This window comes from Streptomyces tritici, from assembly GCF_048500665.1.
Classification (GTDB): Bacteria; Actinomycetota; Actinomycetes; order Streptomycetales; family Streptomycetaceae; genus Streptomyces; species Streptomyces tritici.
Genome location: NZ_CP183183.1, coordinates 6,849,943 through 6,876,554 on the forward strand (window position 1 = coordinate 6,849,943; position 26,612 = coordinate 6,876,554).

General features: G+C 71.6%; 28 protein-coding genes and 2 pseudogenes. 15 read left to right on the forward strand and 15 right to left on the reverse strand.

The window, feature by feature from the left end:
* Nucleotides 1-307: 307 nt before the first annotated feature.
* Nucleotides 308-640, forward strand: coding sequence for a GYD domain-containing protein (locus tag ACNJ93_RS31540; RefSeq protein ID WP_418960879.1), 333 nt, complete (start codon nt 308-310; stop codon nt 638-640).
* Between the two features lie 6 nt (nt 641-646).
* The gene (locus ACNJ93_RS31545; protein ID WP_418960880.1) at nt 647-1,165 is read left to right on the forward strand and encodes a flavodoxin domain-containing protein; all 519 of its coding nucleotides are present in this window, start codon (nt 647-649) and stop codon (nt 1,163-1,165) included.
* Between the two features lie 86 nt (nt 1,166-1,251).
* Here ACNJ93_RS31545 and ACNJ93_RS31550 read toward each other — a convergent pair whose 3' ends face one another.
* Entirely contained in the window at nt 1,252-1,443 is a 192-nt protein-coding gene (locus tag ACNJ93_RS31550; RefSeq protein ID WP_418961625.1) for a hypothetical protein, read from the reverse strand.
* 43 nt (nt 1,444-1,486) lie between these two features.
* Nucleotides 1,487-2,009, reverse strand: a pseudogene (locus ACNJ93_RS31555) (MFS transporter); the annotation flags it as partial.
* Between the two features lie 124 nt (nt 2,010-2,133).
* Between ACNJ93_RS31555 and ACNJ93_RS31560 the strand changes: the two are divergent.
* The 3 genes from ACNJ93_RS31560 to fdhF all read left to right on the forward strand — a co-directional run bounded on the left by ACNJ93_RS31560 (nt 2,134) and on the right by fdhF (nt 6,820).
* Nucleotides 2,134-2,391 carry an SHOCT domain-containing protein gene (locus ACNJ93_RS31560; protein WP_418961593.1) on the forward strand — a complete coding sequence of 86 codons (258 nt, stop codon included), beginning with the start codon at nt 2,134-2,136 and terminating at the stop codon, nt 2,389-2,391.
* Nucleotides 2,392-2,519: 128 nt separating this feature from the next.
* Nucleotides 2,520-4,130 (forward strand): NAD(P)H-dependent oxidoreductase subunit E, encoded by a 1,611-nt coding sequence (locus ACNJ93_RS31565; protein ID WP_418960881.1) that lies wholly within the window; start codon nt 2,520-2,522, stop codon nt 4,128-4,130.
* Nucleotides 4,127-6,820 carry a formate dehydrogenase subunit alpha gene (fdhF, locus tag ACNJ93_RS31570; RefSeq protein WP_418960882.1) on the forward strand — a complete coding sequence of 898 codons (2,694 nt, stop codon included), beginning with the start codon at nt 4,127-4,129 and terminating at the stop codon, nt 6,818-6,820. The genes ACNJ93_RS31565 and fdhF overlap by 4 nt, the downstream gene beginning before the upstream one ends.
* A gap of 12 nt (nt 6,821-6,832) precedes the next feature.
* Here fdhF and ACNJ93_RS31575 read toward each other — a convergent pair whose 3' ends face one another.
* Genes ACNJ93_RS31575 through ACNJ93_RS31610 form a run of 8 tightly spaced genes read right to left on the reverse strand, consistent with a single transcriptional unit; the run spans nt 6,833 to nt 14,513 of the window.
* Nucleotides 6,833-7,687, reverse strand: coding sequence for a universal stress protein (locus ACNJ93_RS31575; RefSeq protein ID WP_418960883.1), 855 nt, complete (start codon nt 7,685-7,687; stop codon nt 6,833-6,835).
* Entirely contained in the window at nt 7,684-8,364 is a 681-nt protein-coding gene (locus ACNJ93_RS31580; RefSeq protein ID WP_418960884.1) for a CBS domain-containing protein, read from the reverse strand. Before ACNJ93_RS31580 ends, ACNJ93_RS31575 begins: the two co-directional genes overlap by 4 nt.
* Complete coding sequence (locus tag ACNJ93_RS31585; protein WP_184931898.1) at nt 8,364-8,633, reverse strand: phosphopantetheine-binding protein; 270 nt, start codon at nt 8,631-8,633, stop codon at nt 8,364-8,366. Before ACNJ93_RS31585 ends, ACNJ93_RS31580 begins: the two co-directional genes overlap by 1 nt.
* Nucleotides 8,630-9,967, reverse strand: a complete 1,338-nt coding sequence (locus ACNJ93_RS31590; RefSeq protein ID WP_418960885.1) for a 2-oxo acid dehydrogenase subunit E2 — start codon at nt 9,965-9,967, stop codon at nt 8,630-8,632. Before ACNJ93_RS31590 ends, ACNJ93_RS31585 begins: the two co-directional genes overlap by 4 nt.
* A 1-nt stretch (nt 9,968) precedes the next feature.
* On the reverse strand, nt 9,969-10,979 hold the full coding sequence (locus ACNJ93_RS31595) for an alpha-ketoacid dehydrogenase subunit beta (protein ID WP_418960886.1): 1,011 nt from the start codon (nt 10,977-10,979) through the stop codon (nt 9,969-9,971).
* Complete coding sequence (gene pdhA, locus ACNJ93_RS31600; RefSeq protein WP_418960887.1) at nt 10,976-12,040, reverse strand: pyruvate dehydrogenase (acetyl-transferring) E1 component subunit alpha; 1,065 nt, start codon at nt 12,038-12,040, stop codon at nt 10,976-10,978. Before pdhA ends, ACNJ93_RS31595 begins: the two co-directional genes overlap by 4 nt.
* Entirely contained in the window at nt 12,040-13,839 is a 1,800-nt protein-coding gene (gene acsA / locus ACNJ93_RS31605; RefSeq protein WP_418960888.1) for an acetate--CoA ligase, read from the reverse strand. Before acsA ends, pdhA begins: the two co-directional genes overlap by 1 nt.
* On the reverse strand, nt 13,836-14,513 hold the full coding sequence (locus ACNJ93_RS31610) for a CBS domain-containing protein (protein WP_418960889.1): 678 nt from the start codon (nt 14,511-14,513) through the stop codon (nt 13,836-13,838). Before ACNJ93_RS31610 ends, acsA begins: the two co-directional genes overlap by 4 nt.
* A 248-nt stretch (nt 14,514-14,761) precedes the next feature.
* Between ACNJ93_RS31610 and ACNJ93_RS31615 the strand changes: the two are divergent.
* Nucleotides 14,762-14,941: pseudogene (locus tag ACNJ93_RS31615) on the forward strand (DUF1918 domain-containing protein); the annotation flags it as partial.
* Nucleotides 14,942-14,966: 25 nt separating this feature from the next.
* Here the strand turns inward: ACNJ93_RS31615 and ACNJ93_RS31620 are convergent.
* Nucleotides 14,967-15,362, reverse strand: a complete 396-nt coding sequence (locus ACNJ93_RS31620) for an HPP family protein (protein WP_418960890.1) — start codon at nt 15,360-15,362, stop codon at nt 14,967-14,969.
* Nucleotides 15,363-15,757: 395 nt separating this feature from the next.
* Here ACNJ93_RS31620 and ACNJ93_RS31625 point away from each other — a divergent pair, with 395 nt between their 5' ends.
* Together ACNJ93_RS31625 and ACNJ93_RS31630 are read left to right on the forward strand one after the other, a co-directional pair.
* Nucleotides 15,758-16,657, forward strand: a complete 900-nt coding sequence (locus ACNJ93_RS31625; RefSeq protein ID WP_418960891.1) for a universal stress protein — start codon at nt 15,758-15,760, stop codon at nt 16,655-16,657.
* Complete coding sequence (locus ACNJ93_RS31630; RefSeq protein WP_418960892.1) at nt 16,657-17,370, forward strand: helix-turn-helix domain-containing protein; 714 nt, start codon at nt 16,657-16,659, stop codon at nt 17,368-17,370. Before ACNJ93_RS31625 ends, ACNJ93_RS31630 begins: the two co-directional genes overlap by 1 nt.
* A gap of 123 nt (nt 17,371-17,493) precedes the next feature.
* Here the strand turns inward: ACNJ93_RS31630 and ACNJ93_RS31635 are convergent, their stop codons facing one another.
* Nucleotides 17,494-18,351 (reverse strand): universal stress protein, encoded by an 858-nt coding sequence (locus ACNJ93_RS31635; protein ID WP_418960893.1) that lies wholly within the window; start codon nt 18,349-18,351, stop codon nt 17,494-17,496.
* A gap of 223 nt (nt 18,352-18,574) precedes the next feature.
* On the opposite strand from ACNJ93_RS31635, the gene ACNJ93_RS31640 reads away from it, so the two are divergent.
* From ACNJ93_RS31640 to ACNJ93_RS31670, 7 genes are all read left to right on the forward strand, one after another.
* On the forward strand, nt 18,575-19,480 hold the full coding sequence (locus ACNJ93_RS31640) for a universal stress protein (RefSeq protein ID WP_418960894.1): 906 nt from the start codon (nt 18,575-18,577) through the stop codon (nt 19,478-19,480).
* 36 nt (nt 19,481-19,516) lie between these two features.
* Nucleotides 19,517-19,912 carry a hypothetical protein gene (locus ACNJ93_RS31645; protein ID WP_418960895.1) on the forward strand — a complete coding sequence of 132 codons (396 nt, stop codon included), beginning with the start codon at nt 19,517-19,519 and terminating at the stop codon, nt 19,910-19,912.
* A gap of 55 nt (nt 19,913-19,967) precedes the next feature.
* Nucleotides 19,968-20,381 (forward strand): CBS domain-containing protein, encoded by a 414-nt coding sequence (locus tag ACNJ93_RS31650; RefSeq protein WP_418960896.1) that lies wholly within the window; start codon nt 19,968-19,970, stop codon nt 20,379-20,381.
* Between the two features lie 212 nt (nt 20,382-20,593).
* Complete coding sequence (locus tag ACNJ93_RS31655; RefSeq protein ID WP_418960897.1) at nt 20,594-21,049, forward strand: Hsp20/alpha crystallin family protein; 456 nt, start codon at nt 20,594-20,596, stop codon at nt 21,047-21,049.
* Nucleotides 21,046-21,549 carry a flavodoxin domain-containing protein gene (locus ACNJ93_RS31660; RefSeq protein WP_418960898.1) on the forward strand — a complete coding sequence of 168 codons (504 nt, stop codon included), beginning with the start codon at nt 21,046-21,048 and terminating at the stop codon, nt 21,547-21,549. The genes ACNJ93_RS31655 and ACNJ93_RS31660 overlap by 4 nt, the downstream gene beginning before the upstream one ends.
* A 48-nt stretch (nt 21,550-21,597) precedes the next feature.
* Entirely contained in the window at nt 21,598-22,191 is a 594-nt protein-coding gene (locus ACNJ93_RS31665) for a hypothetical protein (protein WP_418960899.1), read from the forward strand.
* Complete coding sequence (locus tag ACNJ93_RS31670) at nt 22,181-24,883, forward strand: cation-translocating P-type ATPase (RefSeq protein WP_418960900.1); 2,703 nt, start codon at nt 22,181-22,183, stop codon at nt 24,881-24,883. The genes ACNJ93_RS31665 and ACNJ93_RS31670 overlap by 11 nt, the downstream gene beginning before the upstream one ends.
* Here ACNJ93_RS31670 and ACNJ93_RS31675 read toward each other — a convergent pair.
* Genes ACNJ93_RS31675 through ACNJ93_RS31685 form a run of 3 tightly spaced genes read right to left on the reverse strand, consistent with a single transcriptional unit; the run spans nt 24,853 to nt 26,605 of the window.
* Complete coding sequence (locus tag ACNJ93_RS31675; RefSeq protein ID WP_418960901.1) at nt 24,853-25,512, reverse strand: DUF4389 domain-containing protein; 660 nt, start codon at nt 25,510-25,512, stop codon at nt 24,853-24,855. The two genes, ACNJ93_RS31670 and ACNJ93_RS31675, sit on opposite strands and share 31 nt — an antisense overlap.
* Nucleotides 25,509-26,123 (reverse strand): CBS domain-containing protein, encoded by a 615-nt coding sequence (locus ACNJ93_RS31680; RefSeq protein ID WP_418960902.1) that lies wholly within the window; start codon nt 26,121-26,123, stop codon nt 25,509-25,511. The genes ACNJ93_RS31675 and ACNJ93_RS31680 overlap by 4 nt, the downstream gene beginning before the upstream one ends.
* A complete protein-coding gene (locus ACNJ93_RS31685; protein ID WP_418960903.1) occupies nt 26,120-26,605 on the reverse strand; it encodes a CBS domain-containing protein in 486 nt (161 codons plus the stop codon). Before ACNJ93_RS31685 ends, ACNJ93_RS31680 begins: the two co-directional genes overlap by 4 nt.
* Nucleotides 26,606-26,612: the final 7 nt, after the last annotated feature.

Below are 26,612 nucleotides of genomic sequence, written 5' to 3' on the forward strand. Positions count from 1 at the left end.
CCCGGGACAGGCACCCTGGGCGCTGGAAGAAGCCGAGCTTCTTCGGCGCGTACGAGACGAGGAGGTTCTTCGAGTGCTGGTGGTACACGCCTCGCATGGCCGCTGACTTCGCGTATGGCCCGGATCTTGGTCGGCACGGAGTGGACCTTTGACCGATGGCCCGCGGGGGCGAGCCTGCCCATGGGGACTCGCCGTCAATGGTGGGCTGTGCCGGTCATCGTGCCCGCTGTTCGGGGGATCTGCGGGCCTGTCCGGCGGCTCTCCATCCCAGCGCGGGCATCCGTGGGGGAAACGAAGGAGAGACCCGATGCCGCTTTATCTGTCGAGGTTCAGCTACACGCCGGAGACCTGGGCGAGGCTGATCGGGCATCCCGAGGACCGCGCAGAGGCCGCTCGGTCGTACATCGAGTCTGTCGGCGGGAAGCTCCACGGCTTCTGGTACGCCTTCGGCACGCATGACGGCTACAACCTGTGGGAGGCTCCCGACAACGTGTCCATGGCTGCAGTTGCGCTGGCGATCGGTGGAGGCGGCGCGCTCAGCTCGTTCGAGACGACCGTTCTCCTGACCGTCGATGAAACACTGGATGCCCTGGGCCGAGCCGGGCAAGTCCGGTACAGGGCTCCCGGCGCGGAGCAGTGAACTGCCATGGTCTCCGTTTGGGTCTTCTACGCGTCCGAGCATCACTCCACGCAGGAGATCGCCGACCGTATCGGTGAGCGATTGCGCCTGAACGGACACCATGTGGAGATCCAGGCAATGCCCACGTCCCCCGACGGGCAGTGGCCCTCGCCGGGCGAAGCGCTTGTGCTGGGCAGCGCGGTCCATGACGGCGCTTGGCTGCCCGCGGCGGAGGGCTTCGTCAGGAGCAACGCTGATCGCATGGGCGATCAGCCGACGTGGATGTTCAGTGTCGGCATGGCCGCCGCCTTGCCCGGGCCGTTGCGCCGACTTGCCGAACGCAAGGTGCAGCCTCGTATTGCTGCTCTCGTCGAGGTCGTCCGTCCTCGGGACCATCGGCGTTTCTCGGGCGTGATCCGGCGCGAGCACCTCGACCGGAAGGGTGCCTTGTTGTTCCGGTTGCTTGGTTGCCGTTACGGCGACCACAGGGATTGGGCAGCGGTCGACGCCTGGGCGGACGGCATCGCCCGGGAGCTCGTCGCGTGACGAGGCGGCGGTGCGCTGGGAAGTGGATTTCGTGGCGGTGGCGCCTCACCACCGGGTTGGCCAGATGAGCTGGCCTGGGTTGCCCGTCATTCGGTGACGCGGACCGCGAGGGCCGGGCGGACGGCGGCCGCGCGCCGTGCCGGCCCGATCGTGGCCAGGAGCGAGGCGGCGAAGGTTGCTGCCGCCAGGCCGCCGACGCCGGCCCATTCGACGGGGAACCCTCCTTCGAGGCCCTCGAATGCGGCGCTGTTCTGGTACATCAGCCAGGTCGTCAGCACGCCCAGCAGGGATCCGAGCAGATTCCCTCCACGGCGACGAAGGTGCTCCCGTCACGAGGGGTGGGAAGAGCCTCCGAGACCACCTGCCGCACCGACCACTCCGGTCACCGAGCCGACCCGCTCGGCCGGAACCAGACGTGCGACGAGCGCGAAGACGGCCCCGGATCCGGCGCCCAGGCCGGCGGCCATGCCGAAGAAGGCCGCTGTTCCCACCGGGACCAGGGCCGCCTCGAAAGCCGCGACCAGGGCGCACGCCGAAACGACACCGTACGAAACCGTCGGTACGGGGACGGGGTGGGTGCGGTCCGACAGCCAGCCGCCCACGGGCCGCATCGCCACGGCGAGGACGACGAAGCCAGTGCGGCGTCGGAGCGGCCGAGCTCGTAGGCCCGGGTGAGGTAGGTCGGGAGATAGACGCTGAAAGCGACGAACCCGCCGAAGGACACGGCGTACAGGAACGCCAGCTGCCAGGTGGCCGGCGTCCGCATGGCCAGGGCCGTGCGCGACGCCATCGACCCCGTCGCCGTCGCGCGTCCCGGACGGTCGCGGAGCAGGAACCGGGCCACCCCCCCACGGCATGGGCCGGTCGGCCCTGTGCGGGGAGTCCTGGGCCGGGCACGGTGGGAGTGACGGACCGGCCCCAGGCAGTGTCCGGCTCCTGCCGGTCCGCCGTCGGGAGTGTGAGTGGCGATGATGTTCTGGTACGGCGACGGCATGAACGGATGGGGCTGGTTCGCCATGTCGGCCGGGATGGTGCTGTTCTGGGGGCTGCTCATCACTGTCGCGGTGATGCTTTTCCGCTCACTGGACCGCGCCACGGAACGGCCTCGGGGTTTCGGCGCAGCGGCGTCGGCCGAGCAGATCCTGGGCGAGCGACTGGCGCGCGGTGAGATCGACGAGGAGGAGTACCGCCGACGCCTGACCGCCTTGCGCAGCGGGGGACCGTGACCGGTCGGGATGCGAGCGGGGGCGCGGCCGGTCACCCTGGGACCATGGCCGGTCGGAAGCCCGGGGAGCCGGGCCGACGCCCCGACGCGCTCCGTGAACTGACCGTTCGGCACGGAGGGCGCGGAGGGATGTTGCCTGCCGCGCTGGAGCGCGCCAGATCGGGCACCTCGGAGGAGCCCGGGGCATGGGCGCCCCAGGTCGCGGAGGCGACCGGACTGCCGGCGGCCGCGGGGCTCGGCCCCGCCACCTTCTTCGCCGATCTCACCGCTCCGCGCGGCGAGCGGCACGTGCGGGTGTGCACCGCGACGGCGTGCTTCGCCGCGCGGGGAGGACGGCATCTGGCGGAGGTCGAGCGCGCGCTCGGAGTGGTGGCGGGCGCGGTCGACGAGGCGGGTTCGACTTCGCTGCAGACCGTGCACTGCCTCGGCTACTGCTACGCGGGCCCCGCCGCTCTCGACGGCACCCTGGCTCGCACGGGCCCGGACCTGGCCGACCAACTCGGTGGGCGGACGGAACCGCGCGCGCCGGGCATCCCCGTGGCCGACACCACGGGGGCGCCCGTCCTGCTCGCCGGGATCGTGGGAGGGCACGATGCCTGGGACGTGTGGCGCCGGGCGGTGGCGGGGCTGCGGCCCGACGACGTACGGCAGGAGACCGCCGCCTCGGGGCTCCGCGGGCGCGGCGGCGCCGGGTTCCCGGTGGCCGACAAGTGGGCCGCGGCGGTGGGGAAGCCGGGCGCGGTCGTCGTCGCCAACGGCGACGAAGGCGACCCCGGCTCCTACGCCGACCGGCTGCTCATGGAGGAGGACCCCGAGCGTGTCCTCGCGGGACTCGCGCTGGCCTGCCTCGCCTGCGGCGCCGGACGCGGCGTCGTCCTGGTGCGCTCCGAGTACCCGAGGGCCATGGCCCGGCTGCGCCGGGCGGTGGAGCGCGCGACGGAGGCGGGCGACCTGGCTCCCTCGGTCGGGGCGGCCGGTCCGCGGCCGTTCGTCGAGGTCGTCGAAGGAGCGGGTTCCTACGTCTCCGGTGAGGAGACCGCCCTCATCGCCCGCCTCGAGGGTGCTCGCGGCTGTGCGCGCCCCCGGCCCCCCTACCCCACGGACCACGGCCTGTGGGACGCGCCGACCGTGGTCAACAACGTGGAGACGCTGGCAGCCGTGCCCTGGATCGTCGCCCATGGCGGAGCGTCCTACGCCCGACGCGGCGTACCGGACGAGACCGGCACCAAGCTGGTGTGCCTCTCCGAGCGCTTCGCCCGGCCCGGGGCGTACGAGGTCGAACTCGGCACTCCCGTGGACGAGATCGTCACCCGGTTCGGCGGCGGTCTCAGGGACGGCCGTGAGCTCGTCGTCCTCCAGATCGGCGGACCCCTCGGCGGCTTCCTCGCCGGGACCGCCCTCGACGTCCCGCTCACCACGGCCGCACTCGCCGCGCACGGCGCCGCCCTCGGCCACGGTGGCATGGTCGCCTTCGACGCCGACACCGATCCGCACGAGCTCATGCGACATATCTGGGAGTTCGCCGCCGACGAGAGCTGCGGAGCCTGCTCGCCCTGCCGGGTCGGTACCCGGCGAGGGTTCGGACTCGCGCGGGACCGGGGCGGGCCGGGGGAGACCTACGAGCGACTGGCACGGCTGATGGGCGAGGCGAGCCTCTGTGCCTTCGGCCGCCGTGTCCCCGCCGCCGTCCGCAGCCTCGCCCGCGCTTACGGGCCGGTCCTCGAAGGATGGGACCGATGACCCGGCTCCAGGTCGACGGCGTTCCGGTCGAACTGTCCGCCGGGGCCTCGCTTCTCGACGCGGTACGGGCGGCCGGAGTCGACCTGCCCGCTCTCTGCCACGACGACCGTCTCCGGCCGGCCGGCTCCTGCCGGACCTGCCTGGTCCGCGCCGACGGCCGGACCGTCGCCGCCTGCGTCACACCCGCGGCTCCGGACCTCACCGTCGACACCGCCGACGAGGGCCTGCGGAACCTGCGCCGGGACGCGGTCGCCCTGATCGCCTCGGCGCTCCCGCCGCACGCTCTTACCGACGGCGCGACCACGGAACTGGCCGAAGCGTGCAGGGCCTTGGAGATCCCGACGGACACGGCGGCAGGTGTTCCCACGCGCGGGCAGGACGAGAGCCACCCGTACGTCCATCTCGACCGGGACCTGTGCATCGCGTGCGGGCGCTGTGTCCGGATGTGCTCCGACGTCCAGGGCACCTTCGCGCTCACCCTCACCGGGCGCGGTGCCGACACGGTCGTCGCCCCGGGAACCGGCGGCCCTTGGGCCGAATCCGACTGCGTCGCCTGCGGCGGCTGCGTCGACACCTGCCCGACGGGGGCGATCACCCAGCCCGGACCTGGTCAGGGCCTCACCTCCCGGCGGACACCCGCCGACCGCGTGCGCACCACCTGCGGCTACTGCGGTGTCGGGTGCACCCTCGACGTCGTCGTCCGCGGGGACCGCGTCGCCGCGGTGCTTCCCGCCGGGGACGGCCCCGTCAACCGGGGCCACGCCTGCGTCAAAGGCCGTTTCGCCTACGGATACCTCGGCTCGGCCGAACGTCTCACCGAGCCCTTGGTCCGCGAGAACGGTACTCTCAGGAACGCCAGTTGGGCCGAGGCGATTGCCTTGGTCGCCGATGGGCTGCGTGCCGCAGTGCAGAACGGCGGCCCCGACGCGGTGGCCGCGATCTCCTCCGCCCGTGCCAGCAACGAGGAGAACTACCTCGTCCAGAAGTTCCTGCGGACCGTCATCGGCACCAACAACATCGACAACTGCTCCCGCCTCTGCCACGCCCCTTCCGCCGCAGGACTCACCGCGTCCTTCGGACGCGCCGGCGGCACCGACCCGTTCGACGACGTCGAGACCGCCGACTGCCTCCTGGTCGTCGGCGCCAACCCCGTCGAAGCCCACCCCGTCGTCGGTGCCCGCCTCCTGCAGCGGGCGCTCTCAGGCGCCTCCCTGATCGTGGCCGACCCCCGTGCCGTGGGCCTCGCCCACCATGCCGACGTCCACCTGCGTCCGCGCCCCGGTACGAACGTCGCGCTCTTCCACGGCCTCGCCCACGTCCTCGTCGACGAAGGCATGACCGACCCGGGCTTCCTCCACGAGCGCGCCACCGGACTGGGCGAACTCACCGACCTGCTGGCCGACTACCCGCCCGAGCGGGTCGCGGGGATCACCGGAGTCCCCGCCGACGACATCAGGAAGGCCGCCCGGCTCTACGGCCGCGCGGAGCGGCCGGCCGTCGTGTACGGACTCGGGGTCACCGAGCACCTGCACGGCACCGACGGCGTCCGGACCCTGGCGAACCTCCCCATCCTGCGCGGCGCCGTCGGAGGCACCGGTCGCGGGTTCGGCATCAGCCCTCTGCGCGGTCAGAACAACGTCCAAGGCGCCTCCGACATGGGAGCCCTGCCCGATCTGCTCCCGGGCTACGGCCGTGTCACCGACCCGGAGGCCCGCGCCCGCGCCGAGGCGGTGTGGGGGCGACCGGTCCCCGAGCGGCCGGGTATGCGCATCCCCGAGATGTTCGCGGCGGCCCGGCAGGGCCGGCTGCGGGCGCTGTGGGTCATCGGCGAGGACGTGTGCGCGACCGATCCCGACAGCCGACGGGTCGCGGAGGCTCTCGACGCCTGCCCGCTCGTCGTCGTCAACGAGCTCTTTCTCTCGGAGACCGCCCGACACGCCGATGTCGTCCTGCCCGTGGCCTCCTGGCTGGAGAAGGACGGAACCTTCGTCAACTTCGACCGCCGCTTCCAGCGCGTACGGAAAGCGGTGACACCGCCCGGAACAGCGCTCTCCGACTTCGAGGTCGTGCACGCCGTGGCCGATGCCCTGGGTGCCGACCTGGGCTGCCCCACCCCGGCAGCGGCTCTCGCCGAGTGCGGACGTGTGACGCCTCTCTTCGCCGGTCTCTCGCACGAGCGGATCGATCGGGAGGGGGCCGTGCCCTGGCCCTGCCCCGCGCCGGACCGGCCCGGCGAACGCACCCTGTACAGGACGGAGTTCGCCACTCCTGATGGGCGTGCACACCTGTCGGCGGCCCCCTATCTGCCGCCCGGGGAAGAGCCGGACGAAGAATATCCGCTCGTGCTCGTCACAGGGCGCCGCTGGGCCCACTACAACTCCGGGAGCATGACTCGGCGCGGCGGCAACCTCCTCCTCGACGCGCACGACCGCCTGGACCTGCATCCCGAGGACGCCGCACGTCACGGACTGCGGGACGGCACCCCTGTCACTGTCGAGAGCCGCCACGGACAGGCGCGACTCGTCGCCCGCGTCGGGACCCAAGTAGCTCCGGGGCAGGTCTTCTGCGCGTTCCACTTCCCGGCCAGCGGCGTCAACTCCCTCACCTCGGAGCACGCCGACACCGTGACCTCGTGCCCGGAGTACAAGGTCACGGCGGTACGGCTGCGGCCGGCGGCAGCCGACGGCTGATCGGCCCCGAGGTCAGCCGTGGGGGACGAGAGCGACCGGTGACCGACTGTGGTGCAGCACCGCGTGGGCCACACTGCCGATGTGTGCGCCCAGCGTCGAACCCCTGGTGCGCCGACCGGCCACCACGAGGGCCGCGTCCGCAGCGGTGTGCACCAGCTCCTGGCCGGCCGACCCGATCGTCACTCGCCCGCTCGCGGCCACGTCGGGGAACTTCGCTCGCCAGGGTTCGAGGAGATCGTCGAGCGAACGCTGGATCTCGGGGGCGACGGTGAGCCGGATGTCCGGGACCATGGCGGGGCCGAGCGTCGCGTACACAGGCAGCTGCTGCGCGTAGACGACCTGCACGCGGGCGAGCCGCCGGGCCGCCTCCTCGAAGGCGAATCCCAGAACGGTGTCCGAGGGTTGCCGGAGGTCGACGCCGACCACGACGGGTCCTTGCGGAGGTGACGTGTCGAGGGACCGTACGAGGACGACGGGCCGTTCGACGAGACCGGCGACCGTCATCCCGACGGAGCCGATCAGGTATCCGGTCGTACCGCCCAGGGCGCGGGAGCCGAGGACGAGCAGGTCGCTCTGCTCGGCCGCGGCGACGAGGCTCGCCACGGGATCCGCCGGCAGCAGGCTGGTGGTCACCGACAGATCCGGATGGCGTTCGCGCAGCCCGGCCGCCGTGCGGGCGAGCAGATCCTCCGCCCAGGGCTCGTCGGGCTCTCGCGCCGCGAAAGGCAGCAGGGCGTCCGGCGACGTTTCCTTCACATGCACCAGGTGCACCTTGGTGCCGCGCAGCACCGCCTCCTGCGCCGCCCACTGCGCGGCGGCGTTCGCCTGCTCCGTGCCGTCCAGACCGACCACGATGCCGTGCGTCATGATCGTCCACCTCCTCGTTCGGTGTCGTCGATGTCGTAGGTGAGACGGGTCGAGGAGACCGAGACCACTCCGTCGACCGTCGCGCACATGCGTTCGACGGCCGGGATCATGCCGCGGAAGCGCAGCTTCCCGGTGAGGTCGACCCGCCCGTCGCGCACGTCGACCGTGAGCGAGGCCGGGTCGAGACGCAGAGTGTCGCCGAGCACGTCCTCGACGATCTCCCGGCGGATGTCGTCGTCCTGGCGGAGGAAGATGCTCAGGAGGTCGCGGCGGCTCACGAGGCCCACCAGCCGGTCGTCGTCGTCGACGACGACGAGCCGCTTGATTCCCTGGACCTCCATGAGCCGGGCCGCCTCCGCCACGGTCCAGTCGGGGCGGGCGCACACGGCGGGTGCCGACATCAGCTCCTCCGCGCGCGTTCCCCCGGCCTTCGCGCGCTCCCACGCCTCGAGCCCCGGCACGCCCGGCACGTCTCCCGGGGTGGTGGCCTGGTCGGCCGTCTTCCTCATCAGATCGCCCTCCGACACGACTCCGATCACCCGGTTCTCTCCGTCCACCACCGGCAGCGCCGTGATTCGGTGCTGCGACAGCACCCGCACGATCTCCTTGAACGGCGCGTCGCCGCGGACGCTCACCACCTCGCGGGTCATCAGCTTGTCGATCCTGCGGTGTCGCATCACCCGCTCCTTCCCTGCGCGGACGCACCCGCTCCGGCCACCAGGCGAGCGGCGCAGCCGTCCCAGGTGACGAGGGCCGGATAGTCGTCCTCGGTGAGTTCCCTCCCACTGAGTTCGGCGAGCGCTTCCACGAACTCGAGGAAGTCCAGCGAATCCATCTCGAAGGTGTCCCGGAGGGACACGCCGGGATCGAGCCCTGTGAAGTCGGCGCCGGGGACGACACGCTGTACGGCTTGCCGAACGAACGCCTTCGCCTGGTCGTGGTTCACAGTTCCTCCGGGTGTTGCAGGAGCCGGTCCAGGGCGGTCAGGAGTCGCGCGCCGGTGGCGCCGTCGGCGGCTCTGTGATCGGCGGACAGCGTCGCCGTGAGTACGGGACGTACTCCCAGCAGGCCGTTCACGGCCACGGGCCGCTGGACGATCCTGCCCAGGCCGACGAGGGCGACCTGCGGCGGGTAGACGACGCCGAACACGGCCTCGACGCCCTGGTCGCCGAGGTTGGTGACGGTGAGGCTGGGGTCGACGGTCTCGGACGCCCGGAGTCGGCCGCCCCGTGCCCGCGCCACCAGGTCCTTGAGTGCGGCCATCACCTCGGGCACGGAAAGTGTGTCGGCGTGGGCGAGGGCGGGTACGACGAGACCGCCGCCCCGCAGGGAGACCGCGACGCCCAGCCGTACCTCGTCCGCGGGGACGAAGCCGTCGTCGACCCAGTGCCCGTTCAACGCGGGCACTTTCCGTGCCGCCAGCGCGACGGCCTTGAACGTGAGTGCTGCGGGCACCAGCCGTGCGGAGAGCGGCAGTTCGCGGTTGCGGGCGTGCATCCACTCCAGGGCCGCTGCCATGTCCACGGTCGTGGCGAGATAGAAGTGCGGGATCTCCCGCTTGGAGCGGCTCATGAGCCGGGCCGTGGCCGCCCGCGCCATGTCCGGGTGGGCCGGCCGCTGCGCGCCCTCGGCGGCCGTGGCGGAACGGACGTCATCCGCACGAACGGTGCCATCCCGACCAGTGCCGGTCACATCGGCGAGGTCGACGCCGAGCTCGGTGGCAAGCCGCCGCGCGAGCGGAGAAGACTTCACACGCAGCGGAGCGGGAAGCTCTTTGGCCGGGGCGTCGCCCCCGCGCACCGGCTTCTTGTCACGCTCTGGTGCTGGTGCTGGTGCTGGTGCTGGTGCTGGTGCTGGTTCCGCGTGCTCCACGTCCGCGCGTGTGATCCTGCCTCCCGGGCCCGAACCTTGGAGAACAGTGAGGTCGACGTGCAGATCCTGGGCGAGTCGGCGGACCAGGGGCGTCGACGGCGGCGGGCTTTCGCCGGGTGGACTTTCGGGCGGACGGCTCTCGGTCGGACTGATTTCGGCGGACGGGCTTTCGGAGGCCGTGCCGATGCGTGCCAGCGGGGTGCCGACCGGCACGGTGGTTCCCTCGTCCACCAGGAGGGCCTCGACCGTACCGCTGTGGAAGCACTCCACCTCGATCGCGGACTTGGCGGTCTCGACCACCGCGATGACGTCGCCGCGCGCCACGCGGTCACCCGGGTGCACCAGCCACTCGGAGAGCATGCCCTCGTCCATGTCGGCACCGAGCGCGGGCATGGTGAACTCGGCCATCTCAGCTCACCGCCCGGCGGGCCGCCGCCACGATTCCTGCCGGCTGGGGGAGCGCCGCCTCCTCGAGCCGGCGGGCGTAGGGGATGGGGACCTCCGCGCTGCAGACGCGTTCCACGGGTGCGTCGAGGTCGAAGAACGCCTGCTCGCAGATGCGCGACTCGACCTCGGCGGACAGACTGCCGCTGCGCCAGCCCTCGTCGACCACGACGGCCCGGTGGGTCCGCCGGACCGAGCCGACGATCGTGGCGTCGTCCAGAGGCCGCAGCGACCGCAGGTCGACGACTTCCGCGCTGATTCCCGCGTCCGCCAGTTCCTCTGCGGCTTCGAGGGCCTTGGGCACGCAACCGCCGTACGCGACGACGGTGACGTCGTCGCCCGCGCGGCGAACGGCCGCATGGTCCAGTTCGACCTCGTGGACGGCCGGATCGAGCGTGCCCGCCGCGTTGTACAGGCTGCCGTGCTCGAAGAGCAGCACCGGGTCGGGATCGGCCAGCGCGGCGGACAGCAGATGGCGGGCGTCGTCGATCGCGGCCGGCGCCAGGACACGGAGGCCAGGGATGTGGGCGTACCAGCCCTCGAGGCTGTGGGAGTGCTGGGCGGCCAGCTGCCGTCCCGCGCCGGTCGTCATGCGGATCACCAGCGGCACGCCGAGCTGCCCGCCGGACATGTGCCGCAAGGTGGCGGCGTTGTTGAGGATCTGGTCGAGTGCGAGCAGGCTGAAGTTGACCGTCATGATCTCCACGACCGGCCTCATCCCTGCCAGCGCGGCACCGATTCCGGCTCCGACGAACGCGGACTCCGAGAGAGGGGTGTCGCGGACACGATCGGGGCCGAACTCCTCCAGGAGGCCGAGGCTCACGCCGAAGCAGCCGCCGTAGCGGCCCACGTCCTCGCCCATCAGGAAGACCCGGTCGTCCGACGCCAACGCCTCACGCAGTCCCTCCCGCAGGGCCTCCCTGAAGGTGGTGGTGCCGTCGTCGGGATGCGCCCGCGGTCGTGTACGCGTGCTCATGACGGAACCTCCTCGTGTCGGCCCGTGACATGGAGCAGCAGGTCCTCGGCCGGCTCCTCAGGAGCCTCTTCCGCCGCGCGCACAGCCCGGTCGATCGCCTCCATGACCTCGTGGTCCAGGGCCTCTTGGGCGTCCGTGTCGAGGAAGCCGGCCTTACGCATGCCTTCGGTGAGTCCCATGACGGGGTCGTGCTTCTTCCACTCCTCGACCTCGTCCTTCGGTCGGTACCGGTCAGGGTCGTACATCGAGTGCGCGCGGAACCGATACGTCCGCATCTCCAGGAAGTGCGGTCCGTTGCCGGCCCGAATCGACTCGACCGCTCCGCGCGCCGCCTTCTCCACGGCATGTACGTCCATGCCGTCGACGGCCCAGGCCGCCATGCCGTACGACGCCGCCCGCATCGCCAGGTCCGTCTGGGCATGTTCGCGGGCGAGGGCCGTCCCCATCGCGTACAGGTTGTTCTCGCAGACGAAGAGCACGGGCAGCCCCCAGAGCGCCGCCAGGTTGGCGGTCTCGTGGAACTCGCCTTCGGCGAAGGCTCCGTCACCGAAGAAGCAGCAGGTCGCTCTGGGCTCGCCGCGCATCCGGTCGGCCAGGGCCAGACCGGCCGCGAGCGGCAGCCCGCCGCCCACGATGGCGTTGCCGCCGTAGAAGCGGCGGTCGGCGTCGAAGAGGTGCATGGAGCCGCCGCGCCCGTGGCTGCACCCGGTGGCCTTCCCGTACATCTCCGCCATCAGGGCCTCGGGCGGTACCCCACGGGCCAGCGCGTGGCCGTGTTCGCGGTACGTGGAGACGACCGCGTCCGCCTCGCCGAGCGCTTGGTGCACACCGACCGCCACCGCCTCCTCGCCGATGTAGAGGTGGACGAAGCCGCGGATCGCTGCCGCGCTGTACAGCTCGACACACCGCTCCTCGAAGCGCCGGATGAGCAGCATCTGCCGCAGGAGGTCCAGGTCGTGGGCCGCCGCGGGGCTGAGGGCGGGCGTCGCGGGTCCCCGAGCGCGATGGGGCCGCTTCGTCTGCGCTGTCCTGGCGGACGTGCCGCCATGTGAGGTGGCCATCACGGCTCCTTCCCCGGGGGCCTGGCCGTCCGGGCCGGTTCGGGTGTCTCCAGCGTCGACACATCGCCCTCGGGCAGGCCCAGTTCGCGGGCCCGCAGCAGGCGACGCATCACCTTTCCGCTCCGGGTGTGGGGCAGATCCTCGACGAACTCGATCTCGCGAGGGGCGACAGCCGGCCCGAGGCGCCGACGGGCGAAGGCCAGGACGTCCCGCCGCAGTTCGTCGTCGGGCGGATACTCGGGGCGCGGCAGCACGAACGCCTTGACGATCGCGCCCGCCAGCTGGTCAGGGCGGCCGATGACACCGGCCTCGGCGACGGCCGGATGCTCCATGAGGGCGCTCTCCACCTCGAACGGCCCGATGAGGTGCCCCGCCGACTTGATGACGTCGTCGGCCCGGCCCACGAACCAGTACCAGCCGCCGGCGTCGCGGCTGACCAGGTCGCCGGTCAGGTACCACCCGTCCGCGAAGCACGCCTCGTAACGCTGCGGCTCGTGGAGGTAGCCGCGGAACATCGACGGCCAGCCCGCCCGCAGAGCGAGCTCGCCCTGAGCACCCGGCTCCTGAAGAATCTGGACGTGCCCGTCCGTGACCGCGGCCCGGCCGTCCTCGCCGCACGCCAGTACGGCGGCGTCGACACCCGGAAGCGGTCGGCCCATCGACCCTGGCCGCACCGGATCGGCCGCGAAATTGGCGATCATGATGGCACCGGTCTCAGTCTGCCACCAGGTGTCGTGGACCGGAAGCCCGAGTGCTCCCCGCCCCCAGTGCACGGCCTCGGGATTGAGCGGCTCGCCGACGCTCGCGACGAACCGGAGCGACGAGAGGTCGTGGCGCGCGGCGGGCATCGGGTCGCCGCGCGGTGCGGCCCGCATGAGCATGCGGAGCGCGGTGGGGGCGGTGTACCAGACGGTGACGTGCTGGTCGGCGAGGATCCCGTACCAGCGAGCGGGGGCGAAGTCTCCTTCGTCGACGACGGTGGTCACCCCGTGGGTGAGCGGGGCGATGATGCCGTACGACATGCCGGTGACCCAGCCGGGGTCGGCGGTGCACCAGAAGACGTCCCCCTCGTGCAGGTCCAGGGCGTAGGCGGCGGTGACGTGATGGGCGAGGACCGCCTCGTGCACGTGTACCGCGCCCTTGGGGGTGCCTGTCGTGCCGCTGGTGAAGTGCAGCAGCGCCGGCTCCGCCGGATCGGTCGGTCCCACCGTGTACTCGTCAGGCGCGGCGTCCGTGAGCGCGGGGAAGGAGAGGGTGCCCCGGGGCGGGTCGGCCCCGGGATCGAGAAGAAGGACGTGCCGCAGGTGAGGAAGCCGGGACCGTACCGGGGCCACCTTGCGCTCGTACAGTTCCCGGGTCGTGACCAGCGCCCGGGCGTTGCCCAGCTCCATGCGCAGTGCGACGGGTTCGGGACCGAAGGCGGTGAACAGGGGGCACAGGACTCGCCCGGCCCGCAGCGTTCCGAGGACGGTGCTGTACAGCTCGAAGCGGCGGCCGAGCAGGGTGAACACCCGCTCGCCGCGTTCCAGGCCGAGCGTTTCCAACACGTGCGCGAAGCGGGAGCTCTCGGCCGCGAGCCGGGCGAAGGTCGCCGTTGCCACGGAGCCGTCGCGGTCGACGCAGCGCAGCGCGACGCGATCGCCGTGGCCCTCGCGCACGTGCCGGTCGACCGCCTCGTATCCGATGTTGACGCCGCCGTCCGGAAGCCCGGCGAGCCGGGACCGCTCGCGTCGCCAGGAGAACGTGGCCCGGGCGCTGTCGTAGTCGGGCATGACCGGCGCCACCCACAGAGCGTTCATCGCGGCGGCTCCACGTCGAGCGCGAGATTGTCGTAGGCGTACTCGATCGATTCGTGCAGGGCGACCACTCCGTCGACCGAGCGGCAGAGCCGCGCGATCACGCGGACGTCGGCGCGTTCCTCGACTCGACCCGTGAGCCTGACGACTCCGTCGTCGACTGTCACACGGATCGTGTCGGGAGCGAGGCGCAGAGTGTCGGCCAGGACGTCGTGCTCGATCTCGTCACGGATCGCGGCGTCACTGCGCAGGAAGGGCCGCAGCAGGTCGCTGCGACTGATGATCCCGACGAGTCGACCGGTCTCGTCCACGACGGGAAGCCGCTTCACTCCTTTGCGGTGCATCGTCCGGGCCGTCTCGACGAGGTTCCAGCCCGGCTGCGCCGTGATGGCCGGCGAGGTCATCAGCTGTGCGGCCGTCTCCGCGTCGGGCAGCCCTCGCTCCCCGGACAGGAGTCGGACGCCCGCCGAACGACCCTCCAGATCGGGGAGCTCGGCGGTGGCCCGCAGCAGGTCGGCCTCCGAGACCACGCCGAGCAGGCGCCGGTCGGGGTCGACGACCGGGACCGCGGAGACGTCGTGTTCGGCGAAGAGCCGGGCGATCTGCTTGAAAGGAGTCTGGGGGGCGGCGGTGACCACGTTGTGGGTCATCACCTCGAAAACCGTACGGTGCTGCATGACGGTCCTCCTTCACGGGACGAGGCGGCCCCGGTAGATCTCACCCTGCTGCGCGGATCCGGCCCGCGGGCAGTGCCGAATGGTCCCCTTTCGGGACGGGTCGGCCCATGACGAACGGCCGATCGGGACGCATGCTGGAAGGCGTGAGCACCGGTCCCGGGAGGGCCGTGACCGGTCGCTCGGGCCGGGAGGCGAGGACCATGACTGCGACTGAAACACAGCAGGGCCGGCAGACGCCCCGCGCAGGGTTGTGGGCTCGCGTCGGCGACCGTCTGATCGTGGGCGGTTCCACGGTCGGGGACGAGGGGCGTGACGGTGAGATCGTCGGGCTCCACCACGCGGACGGCACTCCCCCCTTCGACGTCCGCTGGTCGGACACGGGCAGGGTCACCGTGGTGTTCCCGGGCCCGGACGCGCGGGTGCAGCACTTTCCGCCGCATGACGCGAAGGCCGCTACGCGGGCGTGAAATCCGCCGCCGCGTCCACCACGCCGGGCACCGCCCGGGTGAGCCGCGGGGCCAGATCCGGGGATACGGAGGGTGGCAGGCGTCCGGCGAGCGTCACCACCCCGTCCGTGACCCGTACGCTGAGTGCGGCGTCGCCTTCAGCGATCAGGTGCGTGAGGGGTTCGTGCCTCACGTACTCGGCGAGCCGGGCGTCGGAGCGTAGGTAGACCTTGAGCAGGTCGCCCCGGCTCACGACACCGACCGGGCGGCCGTCCTCGTCCACCACGGGAAGCCGCTTGAGAGGCCCACACCCCATCAGCCGCGCCGCCCCCGCGATCGTGGCGCCACGCGGCGCGGTGACGGCCGGCGCCGACATCAGACTGCCCGCCGTCACCGGACCCACGTCTTCGACGGTACGTCGGTGCCTCATGACCGGCCTCCGGTGCTTCCGCGCCCCGAATCGCTGTTCCTGCGAGGGCGCCGCCGCTGGGCGGCGGGCGACAAGGGCCGAAAGGGGCACGTCGTGACCGGGCCGGCCCTGGCCCGGACGGTCGACCGGTGCTTTCCTGAAAGTGAGGAGGGGTCCGCCCCAGGGACGCGGGGAAGCGGCTTCGAGCCGTGCACCGCGCGATCAGGATCCGCGAGAAGCGGATGGGCCCCTCCTCCTGTCGTGTCACCGCGTCGCCTCCCCAAGTGGTCTGGGCGGGCCGGGTCTGGGACCGACCGGCCCTACCCGGCTCCTCCGGTCCGGTGCGAGCGTGGCAGCGACACCTCAACGTGGAAAGGGCGGTGGGCGCAATGGAATCGCCCCTGGTGGTAGGAGTCGACGGGTCCGACCCCAGCCTCACGGCACTGGACTGGGCAGTCGACGAAGCCGTACGGCACGGGCTTCCCCTGCGGATCGTCCATGCCTCGCTGTGGGAGCGGTACGAGGGAGACGTGCCGACCTTGGCCACGGACCGTCCGTCGGGCCGGATCCTCGCCGAGAACATCGTCGGCATCGCAGCCGAACGCGCTCGGCGGCGCGCACCTGACCTTCCGGTCACCGCGGACGTCCTGGCTGAGGACGCGTCCACCGCGCTGCTCAGGGAAGGGCAGGAGGGAGCGATCCTCGTCGTCGGATCCCGCGGGCGCGGCGAGTTCGCCGACCTTCTGCTCGGCTCCGTCGGCCTCGTCGTGGCAGCCCGGGCTCACTGCCCGGTCGTCGTCGTAAGAGGGGACCGGCACTCCCTGGAGGCGCGCCATGGACGCGTACTGCTCGGCGTCGGAGAACACGACGTGAACTCGCCCGCCGTGCGTTTCGCCTTCCGCGAGGCTGCAGCCCGGGACGCGGAGCTGGACGTCGTCCGCACCTGGCGACGGCCGGCCCACGAACCGATCGACCACCCGCTGCTGAGCGGCAACCGTGCGATCCACCTCGCCGAAGAGTCCTCCGAATCGCTCGACAAGGCCCTGGAGGCCGCGGTGACCGAGCATCCCCGGGTGCGCCTGCGCAGGGCCACGCTCGAGGGTCCCGCCCACAGGGTGCTGACCGAGCGCTCCGCCGCCGCCGACCTGCTGGTCGTCGGGGCCCGGCGTCGGGACGGGCTCGTCGGTCTGGAACTCGGCAGGGTCGCCCACCGCGCCCTGCACCACGCCACGTGTCCCGTCGCCGTCGTACCCCAGCGGCGTCTCGAGAGCACGGAAGGAGAGCCGTGATGAACACAGCCGACCGGCACGCCCCGAGCGACCTCGGCCGCCGCGTCGAGGCCAGGCGGGCACAACTCGGCCTGTCCCGGGAGGACGTGGCAGACCGGGCCGGCTCCACGCCCGGCTACATCACCTACGTGGAGGAGCAGGTGCCCACTCCGGGGATCGAATTCCTGGTCCGCCTCGCGAACGCCCTGGAGACCACCGTCCAGGACCTCACCGGATCCACGGCAGACCTCGCGCCGGGCGGAGGCCGCGCCGGATATCGGCCACGGATGGAGGAGATCGACGAGGCCGAGTGCTGGGAGCTGCTCGACGACCACGGCGTCGGCCGGATCGCCGTCGAAGGACGGGACGGGCTCATGGTGATCCCCGTGAACTACCAGGTCGTGGACGGGCAGATCGTCTTCATGACCGCAGCGGACTCGTCCCTCGCGCGCATCGCGGCGTCCGGTGCGGAAGTCGCTTTCGAGGAGGATCGCCTGGACGAAGCCTTCAGCCAGGGCTGGAGCGTGCTCCTCGTCGGTCCGGCACGCACGGTGTCGGACGAGACCTCGGTACGGAGCATCAAGGACGCCGTCCACTCCGAGCCGTGGGCCGGGGATGGACGGGACACCGTGGTGACGCTCTCGCCGCGCCGGGTGACCGGCCGTCGTATCCGTGTGCCGGGTGCGCCCGGCACCGCGCCCGGGTCTGCCGATCAAGGGCCGTCCCGTCAGTGATCCGTGAGTGCCGGGCGGGCACGAATCCGCGGGGCCTCGGGGCCCGGAGGCCCGTAGGCGTCAGACCTGGAGCGGGACGACGTTCATCCGGGCGCGGCCGACAGCAGAATCGCCGCCGTCCGCTCACGTCAGAGGGACGACGGCGACCGGCGCGGGGCTGTGGTGGATGACCGCATGGGCGACATGGCCGAGATGCGCGCCGAGGGGCAGCTTCCGGCTCCGTCGTCCCACGATGACGAGTTGCGCGGTCTGCGACGCCTCGACCAGCTGGTAGGCAGGCGAGCCCACCACCGCCGTGGCCGCCACGTCCACACCCGCATACCGCTTCCGCCACGGTTCCACCAGGTCCTCCAGACCCCCGAGGAGGTGGCCGCCCAGCTCCGCGCCGATTCCCGGGTCCATGACGGCCGCGTAGCCGTACGAGGCGGGAAGCGTCCAGCTGTGCAGCAACCGCAGCGGAATGCCTCTGCGGGCGGCTTCATTGAAAGAGAACGCGAGCAGGGCCTCGCACGGATGGTAGATGTCGACGCCCACCACGATCCCGCCTTCGGGAGCCACTGATGCGCCCTCCGCGCGCACGAGGATGACAGGCCGGCGCGCCGAGCCGACGACGGCAAGGGAGACCGAGCCGACGATGAACCCCCGGACCCCACCGAGCCCACGCGATCCGAGCACCGTCAGATCCGCCTCGTTCGCGGCGGCCGTCAGTTCCTCGGTCGCCCGGCCTCGCGCACGCTCCGTGAGCACCTCGAGGCCGGGATGGTCCTTCCGTACGCGGTCCGCCTCGTCCCGAAGGAGACTCTCGGCCCGCTCGGCCACGGTCCCGGCGTACGGCAGGGGCACCTCAGGGGTGGTCGGCCACTCCTCCACGTGCACCAGTCGAAGGGGCACCTCGCGCAACACCGCTGCCGTCGCCGCCCAACCCACGGCGGCGAGGCTTTCCTTTGAACCGTCCAATCCGACGGTGACCAGGGCCGTCATGGTGTGCCTCCTCAGCCGTGTCCGCTCCGTTCCATATGCGGTCCGGACGGACGAGGACGTCCCGAACTTCAGGCTGGCGGTTCCGTGCCTCCCCGCAGCAGGGCCGGGCAGGTCTCGATCGGGGCCGAACGGCCCATCCCGGGGAGGCCGGCCACGGTGTCAGCGTGGGAGGTATCGCCCCTCGGGACGTGCTCCCGGGAGAAGGGCGTACGGAGGTGGAGCCATGACAAGCGAGATCCCCGCTCGACCGGAGCTCGGCAACGTCGTCGTGGGAGTCGACGGGTCCCCCTCCGCGCGGACGGCCGTGTTCTGGGCCGCAGCCGAGGCGGACCGACGCGGTCGGATCCTGCATCTCGTCCACGCGGCCGACACCGACCGTCGTGCCCTCTTCGTCAATGCCGAGACGATCCAGGCCGTGCGCGAAGCGGGCCGAGACCTGCTGATCGACACCGAGAGCACGGTCCACGAGCGCTTTCCGGACCTTTCCGTCACGAAGGAACTGAGCCGCCAGGAGCCGGTCGCCGGTCTCCGGGCGGCTGCCGGCCACCGGGGCACGATCGTGGTGGGCAACCGGGGGCTCGGCGGCTTCTCGGCTCTCATGCTCGGTTCCGTCGGTATGGGGGTGGCGGCTCGCGCCGAGGTGCCTGTGATCGTCGTCCGTGGTGACGGTGACCGCCCCGAGTCGGCCTCCGTGACGGCAGCTGTGCACGGTGCCTCGGATGTCGGCTGGCTGCTGGTCGCGGCTGCCGAGGCGGACGCCCGCAAGGCGGTGTTGCGACTGGTGAGCGTCTGGAACGTGCTCACCCACGTCGGCAGCGTCGCGACCATGCTGGACGACCTCGACGAGATCGCGGGGCAGCGCGTGCACGAGATCAAGGCGCTCGCCGACCGCGTGCGTGACTTCTATCCCGGGCTCAACGTCAGCCATCACGTCGAGACGGGCACGAGCACGCCCGGGATCCTGGCGGAGGCGAGTGCCCACACCGATCTGCTCGTGATGGGCAGAGAACACCGGGTTCTGGGCGCAGGCCCGTCCCTTGGGCGCGTCGCCCACGTCCTGCTCCACCACGCCCATTGCCCGGTGGAGATCGTCCCACCCGCCTTCGCCACCCGGGTCGAGGAGACGTGAACGAGATACGGCTCGGAATCGACCCGGGGAGCAACGATGCCCGCTCTCGTCTGGGCCGCCGACGAGGCCGAACGAAGAGGACTGGCGCTCCGCCTGGTCGTGGCCGTCCCGCCCACCGACGGGCTCCCGTACGACGCGCTCGCCCACCAGAGCACCCTGCACCTCCGCGCGGAGTCGGCGCTTGCCAACGCAGAGGACCCGCGCGGAGGCAACGATGGAGAGGGGCACCGGACGAAGGGAGGGGTGACCATGCCCAGGAAGACACGGCGCCGAGGCGCCCGGGACACCGGGCCGACGGTCAACCTCGATCGACAGGCGGCCACGGAGACATGGCGCGGTCGCCCCACGAATCACCAGCCGACCGCAGAGGGTGCGAACGAGCGTCCCAAGCGCACGGTGCACACCGTCAGGGTGTCGAGGGTCTTCCTCTGAATCACTGGCGAATCGGCCGGATCACGAACAGGGGGGCCGAAAGGAGGACGCGGCCATGACGACCGCAAGAGAGATCATGCACGCCGGGGCGAGTTGCGTGCAGGAGAACGAGACCCTGATGGATGCCGCACGCCGCATGAGCGAACTGGATGTCGGCGCGCTGCCCATCTGCGGGCCGGACAACCGGCTGCACGGCATCATCACCGACCGGGACATCGTGGTGAAGTGCCTCGCCAAGGGCAAGGACCCCCAGCGGATGACGGCCGGGCACCTCGCCCAGGGCAAGCCCATCACCGTGGACGCGGGCGCCGACAGCGAAGAGGTGCTCCGGACGATGCAGGACCACCGCATCCGCCGCGTGCCCGTGATCGACGACCACCGCCTGGTCGGCATGATCAGTGAGGCAGACCTGGCGAAGCACCTGCCGGAGGAACGGGTCGGCCACTTCGTCGAGGAGATCTGCCGCTGACAGCACCGGAGCCGTGGCGCCATGGGCCGGTCGGTCCAGGTGTGGCCCGTTCGGCCCCGTCGGACAGCCCTCTTGGACGCTGCGCCACATGACCTCACGGGCGGACGATAGGGCTACGGAGGCGGGCCGGCCCCGTAACCCGGTCCACCGCCCGTCCGCACCGACTCGGGTCCTCGGCGACCGTCCTGGGCCCCGGAACGAGGAGCAGAACAATGGCCGGAGGCAAGGCGGAACGCAGGCACAGCCTGTTCCCCGACTTCGACACCTGGATCAACCGTGAGTTTCCGGGGCTGCCCGGCTGGCGACCCGCGACGGCTGCGCACTCCATCCCGGTGGAAGTGTCCAGCGGCGACGGCGAGTACGTGCTGCGGGCCGAACTGCCCGGGATGGACCCCGACGACTTCACCATCACCGTCGATGACAACCTGATCACGGTGAGCGCGGAGCACGGCGAGAGCGAGGAGGACAAGGAGCACTCGGAGTTCCGCTACGGATCGTTCCGCAGGACCGTGCGTCTCCCGGCCACGATCCCGGCCGACGACGTCGAGGCGTCGTACGCGGACGGCATCCTCACCATCCGCGTTCCGATGCCCGAGGAGAAGACCGGCGCCGCACGCACCATCCCGGTGAAGCGAGGCGGTACCCCGCCCGGAGGAGCCGCGTCGTGAACCCCGAGCGAGTCCTGGTCGCCCACGGCAGCAAGCACGGCGCGACCAAGGGGATTGCCGACGAGATCGGCCGGACGCTCCAGGACGACGGATTCGAGGCCGTCGTCCTGCCGACCGGCACCGTCTCCGACGTCAGCGGCTACGACGGAGTCGTCCTCGGCGGGGCCCTCCACGCCGGGCACCGGAACGGCAAGGCGCGACGGTGCGCCCGGCGCAACGCCGGGCAGCTCCGCCATCGGCCCGTCTGGCTCTTCACCAGCGGGCCCATCGACAGCCCCGCCGAGCAGCACGACATCCCGCCGGTACCCGGCGTGGCCCGCCGGATGAAGAAACTCGGCGCCCGGGAGCACATGACCTTCGGGGGTGCCGTGACCGCCGAGACGCCGGGCCGTATCAGCCGGTCCCTGGTTCGCCACGGCAAGGGAGGGGACTTCCGCAACCCGGAACGGATCCAGGACTGGGCCCACCACATCGGGACCGAACTCGGCGCCACGCGCTGATCGGTCTCGTCGGCCCGTCCTGGAGGCCACTCCACCCAGAGGTGCGACATGGACCACCGCAAGCGGTCGGAACCGCGACCCACGCCGTCCGGGCGGGGACGTGGCGGGCGCGCCGTACTGCTCCTCGTCCTGACGATCTCCCTGATCTGCGGCGCCGTGGCCGCCGCGAGCCTGTGGAGCGCCGGCGCCAAGGCCGATCGTGAACTCGCCGCCCACCGCCACCAGGTGCAGGCGACCACCACCGGGCCGGCCAAGGACCCGCCCGTCGCCACCCGGTACGGATCGACACCGCGGTCCGTCGCACCCGCGGTCTGGGACCAGCCCGAGAACGTCCGTCGATCCGGCACCATCCACGTCCCTCCCCGGACGCCCCAGGGCCGCACGGTGACGATCTGGGTGGACGACACCGGCACCCCTGCACGCCCCCCGGGCAGCGCCGCTGACCGCGCGCTGACCGCGCTTTCGGGCGGCAGCGTTGCCACGGCCTCCGTCGGAGCGATCGGGGCCGGCGTTCTCGTCCTCGTGCGCCGGCGGACCGAAGCCCGTCGGCTCGCGGCCCTGGAACAGGAGTGGGAACAGGTCGAACCCGTGTGGTCCGGTCGGCTCCGCCGGGGGAGTGCTCCGGGGACCGATGATGACTGACCGCGCCGCCACGGGCCGGGCGGCCACGCCCACCGAGGCGCTGCCCTTCGACCCCAGCGAGCCCCTGCCCAGGCTGCGCCGGGAACTCGCCACCGGGCCGGACGGGCTGTCCGCCCGCGAGGCCGCCCGCCGGCTCGCCGTTCACGGGCCCAACGAGGTACGACGCAAGGCCCGCTCCTCTTTCGCGCGGGAGCTGACGGGACAGCTGGTCCATCCCCTCGCTCTGCTGCTCTGGGCCGCCGCCGCGCTGGCCTTCGTCGCGGACCTCGGAGTGCTCGGCTGGGCGATCCTGGCAGTCATCGCCGTCAACGCGGGCTTCGCCTTGCTGCAGGAACGCCAGGCCGAGCGGGCGGTGGAGACCCTCGCGCGCTATCTGCCCGAGCACGCCCTGGCCGTACGCGACGGCCGGCCCCTCACCGTGGAAGCCCGCGACCTGGTGCCGGGCGACGTGATCCTCTTGGAAGAGGGCGACAAGGTACCGGCCGACGGGCGCGTCACCGAAGGCGGAGTGGAAGTCGATCTGTCGATGCTCACCGGGGAGTCCGTCCCTGCCGAACGCATGGCCGCGGCCGGGCTTCTCGGCGCCCCTTTGCTGGAGGAGCCGAACCTCGTCTTCAGCGGGACGACCTGCGTCGAGGGTCAGGCTCGGGCCATCGTGTTCGCCACCGGCAACCACACCGAGATCGGTCGGATCGCCGCACTCAGCCAGCGGACCCGGCGCGAGCCGAGCCCGCTGGAACGACAGGTCAAGAAGGTCGCCTGGCTCATCGCCGGCGTCGCCACCGGTATGGGGGCCGTGTTCCTCGTCCTGGGGGTGGCCGTCGGACTGCCGGTGACCGACTCCCTCATGTTCGCCATCGGGCTCCTCGTCGCCAACGTCCCCGAGGGGCTGCTTCCGACCATCACGCTGGCCCTCGCGGTCGGCGTCCGCGCGCTGGCCCGCGAAGGCGCGCTCGTGAAACGACTCAGCGCGGTGGAGACGCTCGGCTCCACGAACGTCATCTGCACGGACAAGACCGGCACGCTGACCTGCAACCGCATGCGTCTGAGAGTTCTCTGGACCGCGGACCACGGAGCGGGACCCGGACCCTGGGCGCAGGAGCTGGTGCGGGCGAGCGCGCTGTGCACCACCGTCACCCGCGAGGAGGAAGGCGAGCTGCACGGTGATCCGACCGAGGCCGCCCTCGTCGCCGGGGCCGCCGACCACGGGGCCCCGGTGGATCTCACCCGGCGCGACGCGGAACGGCGCGGACTGTTCCGCTTCGATCCGCGACTGCGGCTGATGTCGGTCGTACAGGACTTCGAGATGACGGGTCGCCTGCGGATCGTTACCAAGGGAGCGCCTGAAGCGGTCCTGGCCCGCGTCCTGCCTGGTTCCGCCGCGGACGCGGCCCGGTCGGCGGCCGAGGAGCTGGCCAAGGGAGGCATGCGGGTCCTCGCCGTCGCCGCACGCGACCTGCCGACGGGCGCGGAGCCGCCGTCGCGCCGTCAGGACGCCGAATCCGCACTGACACTGCTCGGTCTGGTCGGGCTGTACGACCCACCGCGCCCCGAGGTGGCGGAGGCCGTCCGCCGCTGCCACGAGGCCGGGATGCGCGTGCACATCGTGACGGGAGACAGCGGAGCCACCGCCGCGGCGGTCGCCCGGGAGGTGGGCATCGGAGTGCCCGGCCTGCACGTGGTGGCGGCTTCCGAGTCGCTGGGCGACGACGAGCTCGACCGGCTCCTCGTGGAAGGCGACGCCGAGATCGTCTTCGCCCGTTCCTCGCCCGAGACGAAGCTCAAGGTGGCGGACACTCTGCGGGCCCACGGCCGGATCGTCGCCATGACGGGTGACGGGGTCAACGACGCCCCCGCGCTGCACCGCGCGCACATCGGAGTGGCCATGGGCCGCTCCGGCACCGACGTGGCCCGCGAGGCCGCCACCATGGTGCTCACCGACGACGACTTCGCCACTATCGTGACCGCGGTCGAATCCGGGCGCCGCGTCTACGACAACGTCCGCAAGTTCATCGTCTACATCTTCGCCCACGCCACCCCGGAGATCGTGCCCTTCCTCGTCTTCGCGCTCTCCGCCGGCGCGGTACCGCTGCCCCTCACCGTGCTGCAGATCCTCGCCATCGACCTCGGCACCGAGACCCTGCCCGCCCTCGCCCTCGGCCGGGAACGCTCCGAGCCCGGCATCATGCAGCGGCCACCCCGACCGCCGCACCAGGGCGTGATCTCCCGCGACATGCTCGTCCGCAGCTGGGGCTTCCTGGGCCTGGTGTCGGCCGCCCTCGTCATGGTCGGCTTCTTCTACGTGCTCTGGCGCGCGGGTTGGCAGCCGGGCGATCCCACGGGCGCGGGCAGCCCCCTGCACCACGCCTACGTGACAGCCACCACGGCCACCTTCGCCGGCATCGTCACCTGCCAGGTCGGTACGGCATTCGCGGCCCGCACCGACCACGCGGCACTCCGCGACGTCGGGGTGCTCTCGAATCCGCTGCTGCTCGCAGGTATCGTCTTCGAACTCGCGTTCACCGCCGCCCTCGTCTACGCGCCCCCGCTCCAACACCTCTTCGGCACGGCCGCCCTCCCCCTGGACGTCGTTCTGCTCATCGCGACGTTCCCGGTCCTGGTGTGGGGCACGGACGAGCTGCGGCGCGCCAGGCGGCGCCGTCAGCGAGCGGCACCCACGACCGGCTCGTAACCACCCTGGTCGAGACGGAACGGCGGATAGACGTCCGTCATGAGGCTCGCATAAGCGGCGACGCGCAGGACCCATCGGTTCAGTCCGACGATCAGGGCGAACAGGTCGCGCGGATACCGGTCGGTGAAGGCCACGGCGAAGCCCGCGATGAGCGTGAGCAGCGTGATCAGGCCGCCGCTCCACCAGTGCACCTCCATCCCGCCGGTGAAGAAGGCGATCACCAGGTAGTGGGGGATGGCGAGCAGCCACCACTTGACCAGCACCTGGGAGCGGGAGAGCCGCTCCGGATAGACGATGTCGAGCCGCGCGGGGTAGTCGGGCTCGGGGCCCAGGCTGAAGGGCGGGTAGCGGTCGGTGCCGAGGGCGCCGTACGAGTAGTACGACACGCGCCATGACCAGCGGAGCACACCGAGATTGAAGTCGAACAGGCCCCGGGGGAAGCGTTCGGTGAAGGGGATGGCGAAGAACGCGATCACCGCCACGACGAGGAAGGCGATCCAGAGGAAGAACAGCACGATCCAGTGGGGGATCACCAGGATCCACTTGACCAGCCACAGCCAACGGGACAGCCGGCTGTCGAGTTCGGCCGTCACCACCACGGGCCCATGAGGGGCGCTGGGGGCGTTCATGATCGTTCCTCCTTCGGCAGGTCGTCGTCCTCGCACGTGAGCCGGTCGATGACCCCTACGACACCGTCGACGCTGTTGCAGAGCCTGAGAATCACCGGCACGAGGCTCCGACGCCGTACCGTGCCGCTGAGCGTGACCCGGCCGTCCACCACCTCGACCGACAGGGCGGACGGGCTCAGCCCCAAGGTGTGGGCGACCACGTCCTCGACGATCTCCTCCTGAATCGCCCGGTCCCTGCGCAGGAACAGCTGGACGAGGTCGCTGCGGCTGAGGACGCCCACGAGCTGCCTTTCGTCGTCGACCACGGGCAGGCGCTTCACCCCCGCCCGGTCCATCACGCGGGCGGCCCGCACCACGCTCCACTCGGGTCGGGCGACGATGGCGGGGCTCGACATGAGCGCGCCCGCGGTGTCGAGCCGGGCCCCGGCGGCCCGGCGGCGTACCAGGTCCGCCTCCGAGACGACGCCCAGAGGCCGGTTCGCCTCGTCCACCACGCACACCGCGGTGATGTCGAACTCGTCCAGGAGCCGAGCGATCTCCTTGAACGTCGTGCCCGGTACGACGCTGACCGCTGTGGGCGTCATCAGATCCGCAACGCTTCGGTGCCTCATCGCCCGTCACCCTTGGCTGTGAGTTCGCACCGTACGTCCACGACGCCTTCTACAGCGCGGGCAAGGCGGGCTGCGAGCGGGATGAGCGCGCTGTCGCGGACCTCGCCGGACACTACTGGTAGCCGTTTCACGCGATGGGCAGCCATGAGGCGGGCGGCCTGGGGCAGGGACGCACCGAGAGCGACGGAGACAGCGGGCGAGGTCATCAGGTCCTCGGCCCGGTGAGAGCCCGCCTTGGCCGTGGCGTCGAGACGCCGCATCTGTTCCACGAGACCCAGGCGGTGGTCGTGGAGCTCCTCCTTGAGGAGCAGGTCGGCCTCGGAGACCACGCCGACGACGCGGCCCTCGCCCTCGACAACCGGTACGGCGGTCACCTTCCACCGCTCCATGGCGGCGACGATCTCCTTGAACTCCGCGCCGGGCTGGACGGCCACCACCTTCTTGGTCATCACATCGGCGACGGTGAACGCCTGAGGTGTCATCGCTCTC

What these genes read in the sequence shown, in the direction of transcription:
- ACNJ93_RS31655 (WP_418960897.1), top strand. Translation starts at nt 20,594, where the DNA reads ATGGCCGGAGGCAAGGCGGAACGCAGGCACAGCCTGTTCCCCGACTTC.
- ACNJ93_RS31560 (WP_418961593.1), top strand. Translation starts at nt 2,134, where the DNA reads ATGATGTTCTGGTACGGCGACGGCATGAACGGATGGGGCTGGTTCGCC.
- ACNJ93_RS31565 (WP_418960881.1), top strand. Translation starts at nt 2,520, where the DNA reads ATGTTGCCTGCCGCGCTGGAGCGCGCCAGATCGGGCACCTCGGAGGAG.
- ACNJ93_RS31665 (WP_418960899.1), top strand. Translation starts at nt 21,598, where the DNA reads ATGGACCACCGCAAGCGGTCGGAACCGCGACCCACGCCGTCCGGGCGG.
- ACNJ93_RS31685 (WP_418960903.1), bottom strand. Translation starts at nt 26,605, where the DNA reads ATGACACCTCAGGCGTTCACCGTCGCCGATGTGATGACCAAGAAGGTG.
- ACNJ93_RS31610 (WP_418960889.1), bottom strand. Translation starts at nt 14,513, where the DNA reads ATGCAGCACCGTACGGTTTTCGAGGTGATGACCCACAACGTGGTCACC.
- ACNJ93_RS31575 (WP_418960883.1), bottom strand. Translation starts at nt 7,687, where the DNA reads ATGACGCACGGCATCGTGGTCGGTCTGGACGGCACGGAGCAGGCGAAC.
- pdhA (WP_418960887.1), bottom strand. Translation starts at nt 12,040, where the DNA reads ATGGCCACCTCACATGGCGGCACGTCCGCCAGGACAGCGCAGACGAAG.
- ACNJ93_RS31650 (WP_418960896.1), top strand. Translation starts at nt 19,968, where the DNA reads ATGACGACCGCAAGAGAGATCATGCACGCCGGGGCGAGTTGCGTGCAG.
- ACNJ93_RS31680 (WP_418960902.1), bottom strand. Translation starts at nt 26,123, where the DNA reads ATGAGGCACCGAAGCGTTGCGGATCTGATGACGCCCACAGCGGTCAGC.
- ACNJ93_RS31640 (WP_418960894.1), top strand. Translation starts at nt 18,575, where the DNA reads ATGACAAGCGAGATCCCCGCTCGACCGGAGCTCGGCAACGTCGTCGTG.
- ACNJ93_RS31540 (WP_418960879.1), top strand. Translation starts at nt 308, where the DNA reads ATGCCGCTTTATCTGTCGAGGTTCAGCTACACGCCGGAGACCTGGGCG.
- acsA (WP_418960888.1), bottom strand. Translation starts at nt 13,839, where the DNA reads ATGAACGCTCTGTGGGTGGCGCCGGTCATGCCCGACTACGACAGCGCC.
- ACNJ93_RS31630 (WP_418960892.1), top strand. Translation starts at nt 16,657, where the DNA reads ATGAACACAGCCGACCGGCACGCCCCGAGCGACCTCGGCCGCCGCGTC.
- ACNJ93_RS31645 (WP_418960895.1), top strand. Translation starts at nt 19,517, where the DNA reads ATGCCCGCTCTCGTCTGGGCCGCCGACGAGGCCGAACGAAGAGGACTG.
- ACNJ93_RS31675 (WP_418960901.1), bottom strand. Translation starts at nt 25,512, where the DNA reads ATGAACGCCCCCAGCGCCCCTCATGGGCCCGTGGTGGTGACGGCCGAA.
- ACNJ93_RS31670 (WP_418960900.1), top strand. Translation starts at nt 22,181, where the DNA reads ATGATGACTGACCGCGCCGCCACGGGCCGGGCGGCCACGCCCACCGAG.
- fdhF (WP_418960882.1), top strand. Translation starts at nt 4,127, where the DNA reads ATGACCCGGCTCCAGGTCGACGGCGTTCCGGTCGAACTGTCCGCCGGG.
- ACNJ93_RS31625 (WP_418960891.1), top strand. Translation starts at nt 15,758, where the DNA reads ATGGAATCGCCCCTGGTGGTAGGAGTCGACGGGTCCGACCCCAGCCTC.
- ACNJ93_RS31595 (WP_418960886.1), bottom strand. Translation starts at nt 10,979, where the DNA reads ATGAGCACGCGTACACGACCGCGGGCGCATCCCGACGACGGCACCACC.
- ACNJ93_RS31635 (WP_418960893.1), bottom strand. Translation starts at nt 18,351, where the DNA reads ATGACGGCCCTGGTCACCGTCGGATTGGACGGTTCAAAGGAAAGCCTC.
- ACNJ93_RS31580 (WP_418960884.1), bottom strand. Translation starts at nt 8,364, where the DNA reads ATGCGACACCGCAGGATCGACAAGCTGATGACCCGCGAGGTGGTGAGC.
- ACNJ93_RS31590 (WP_418960885.1), bottom strand. Translation starts at nt 9,967, where the DNA reads ATGGCCGAGTTCACCATGCCCGCGCTCGGTGCCGACATGGACGAGGGC.
- ACNJ93_RS31545 (WP_418960880.1), top strand. Translation starts at nt 647, where the DNA reads ATGGTCTCCGTTTGGGTCTTCTACGCGTCCGAGCATCACTCCACGCAG.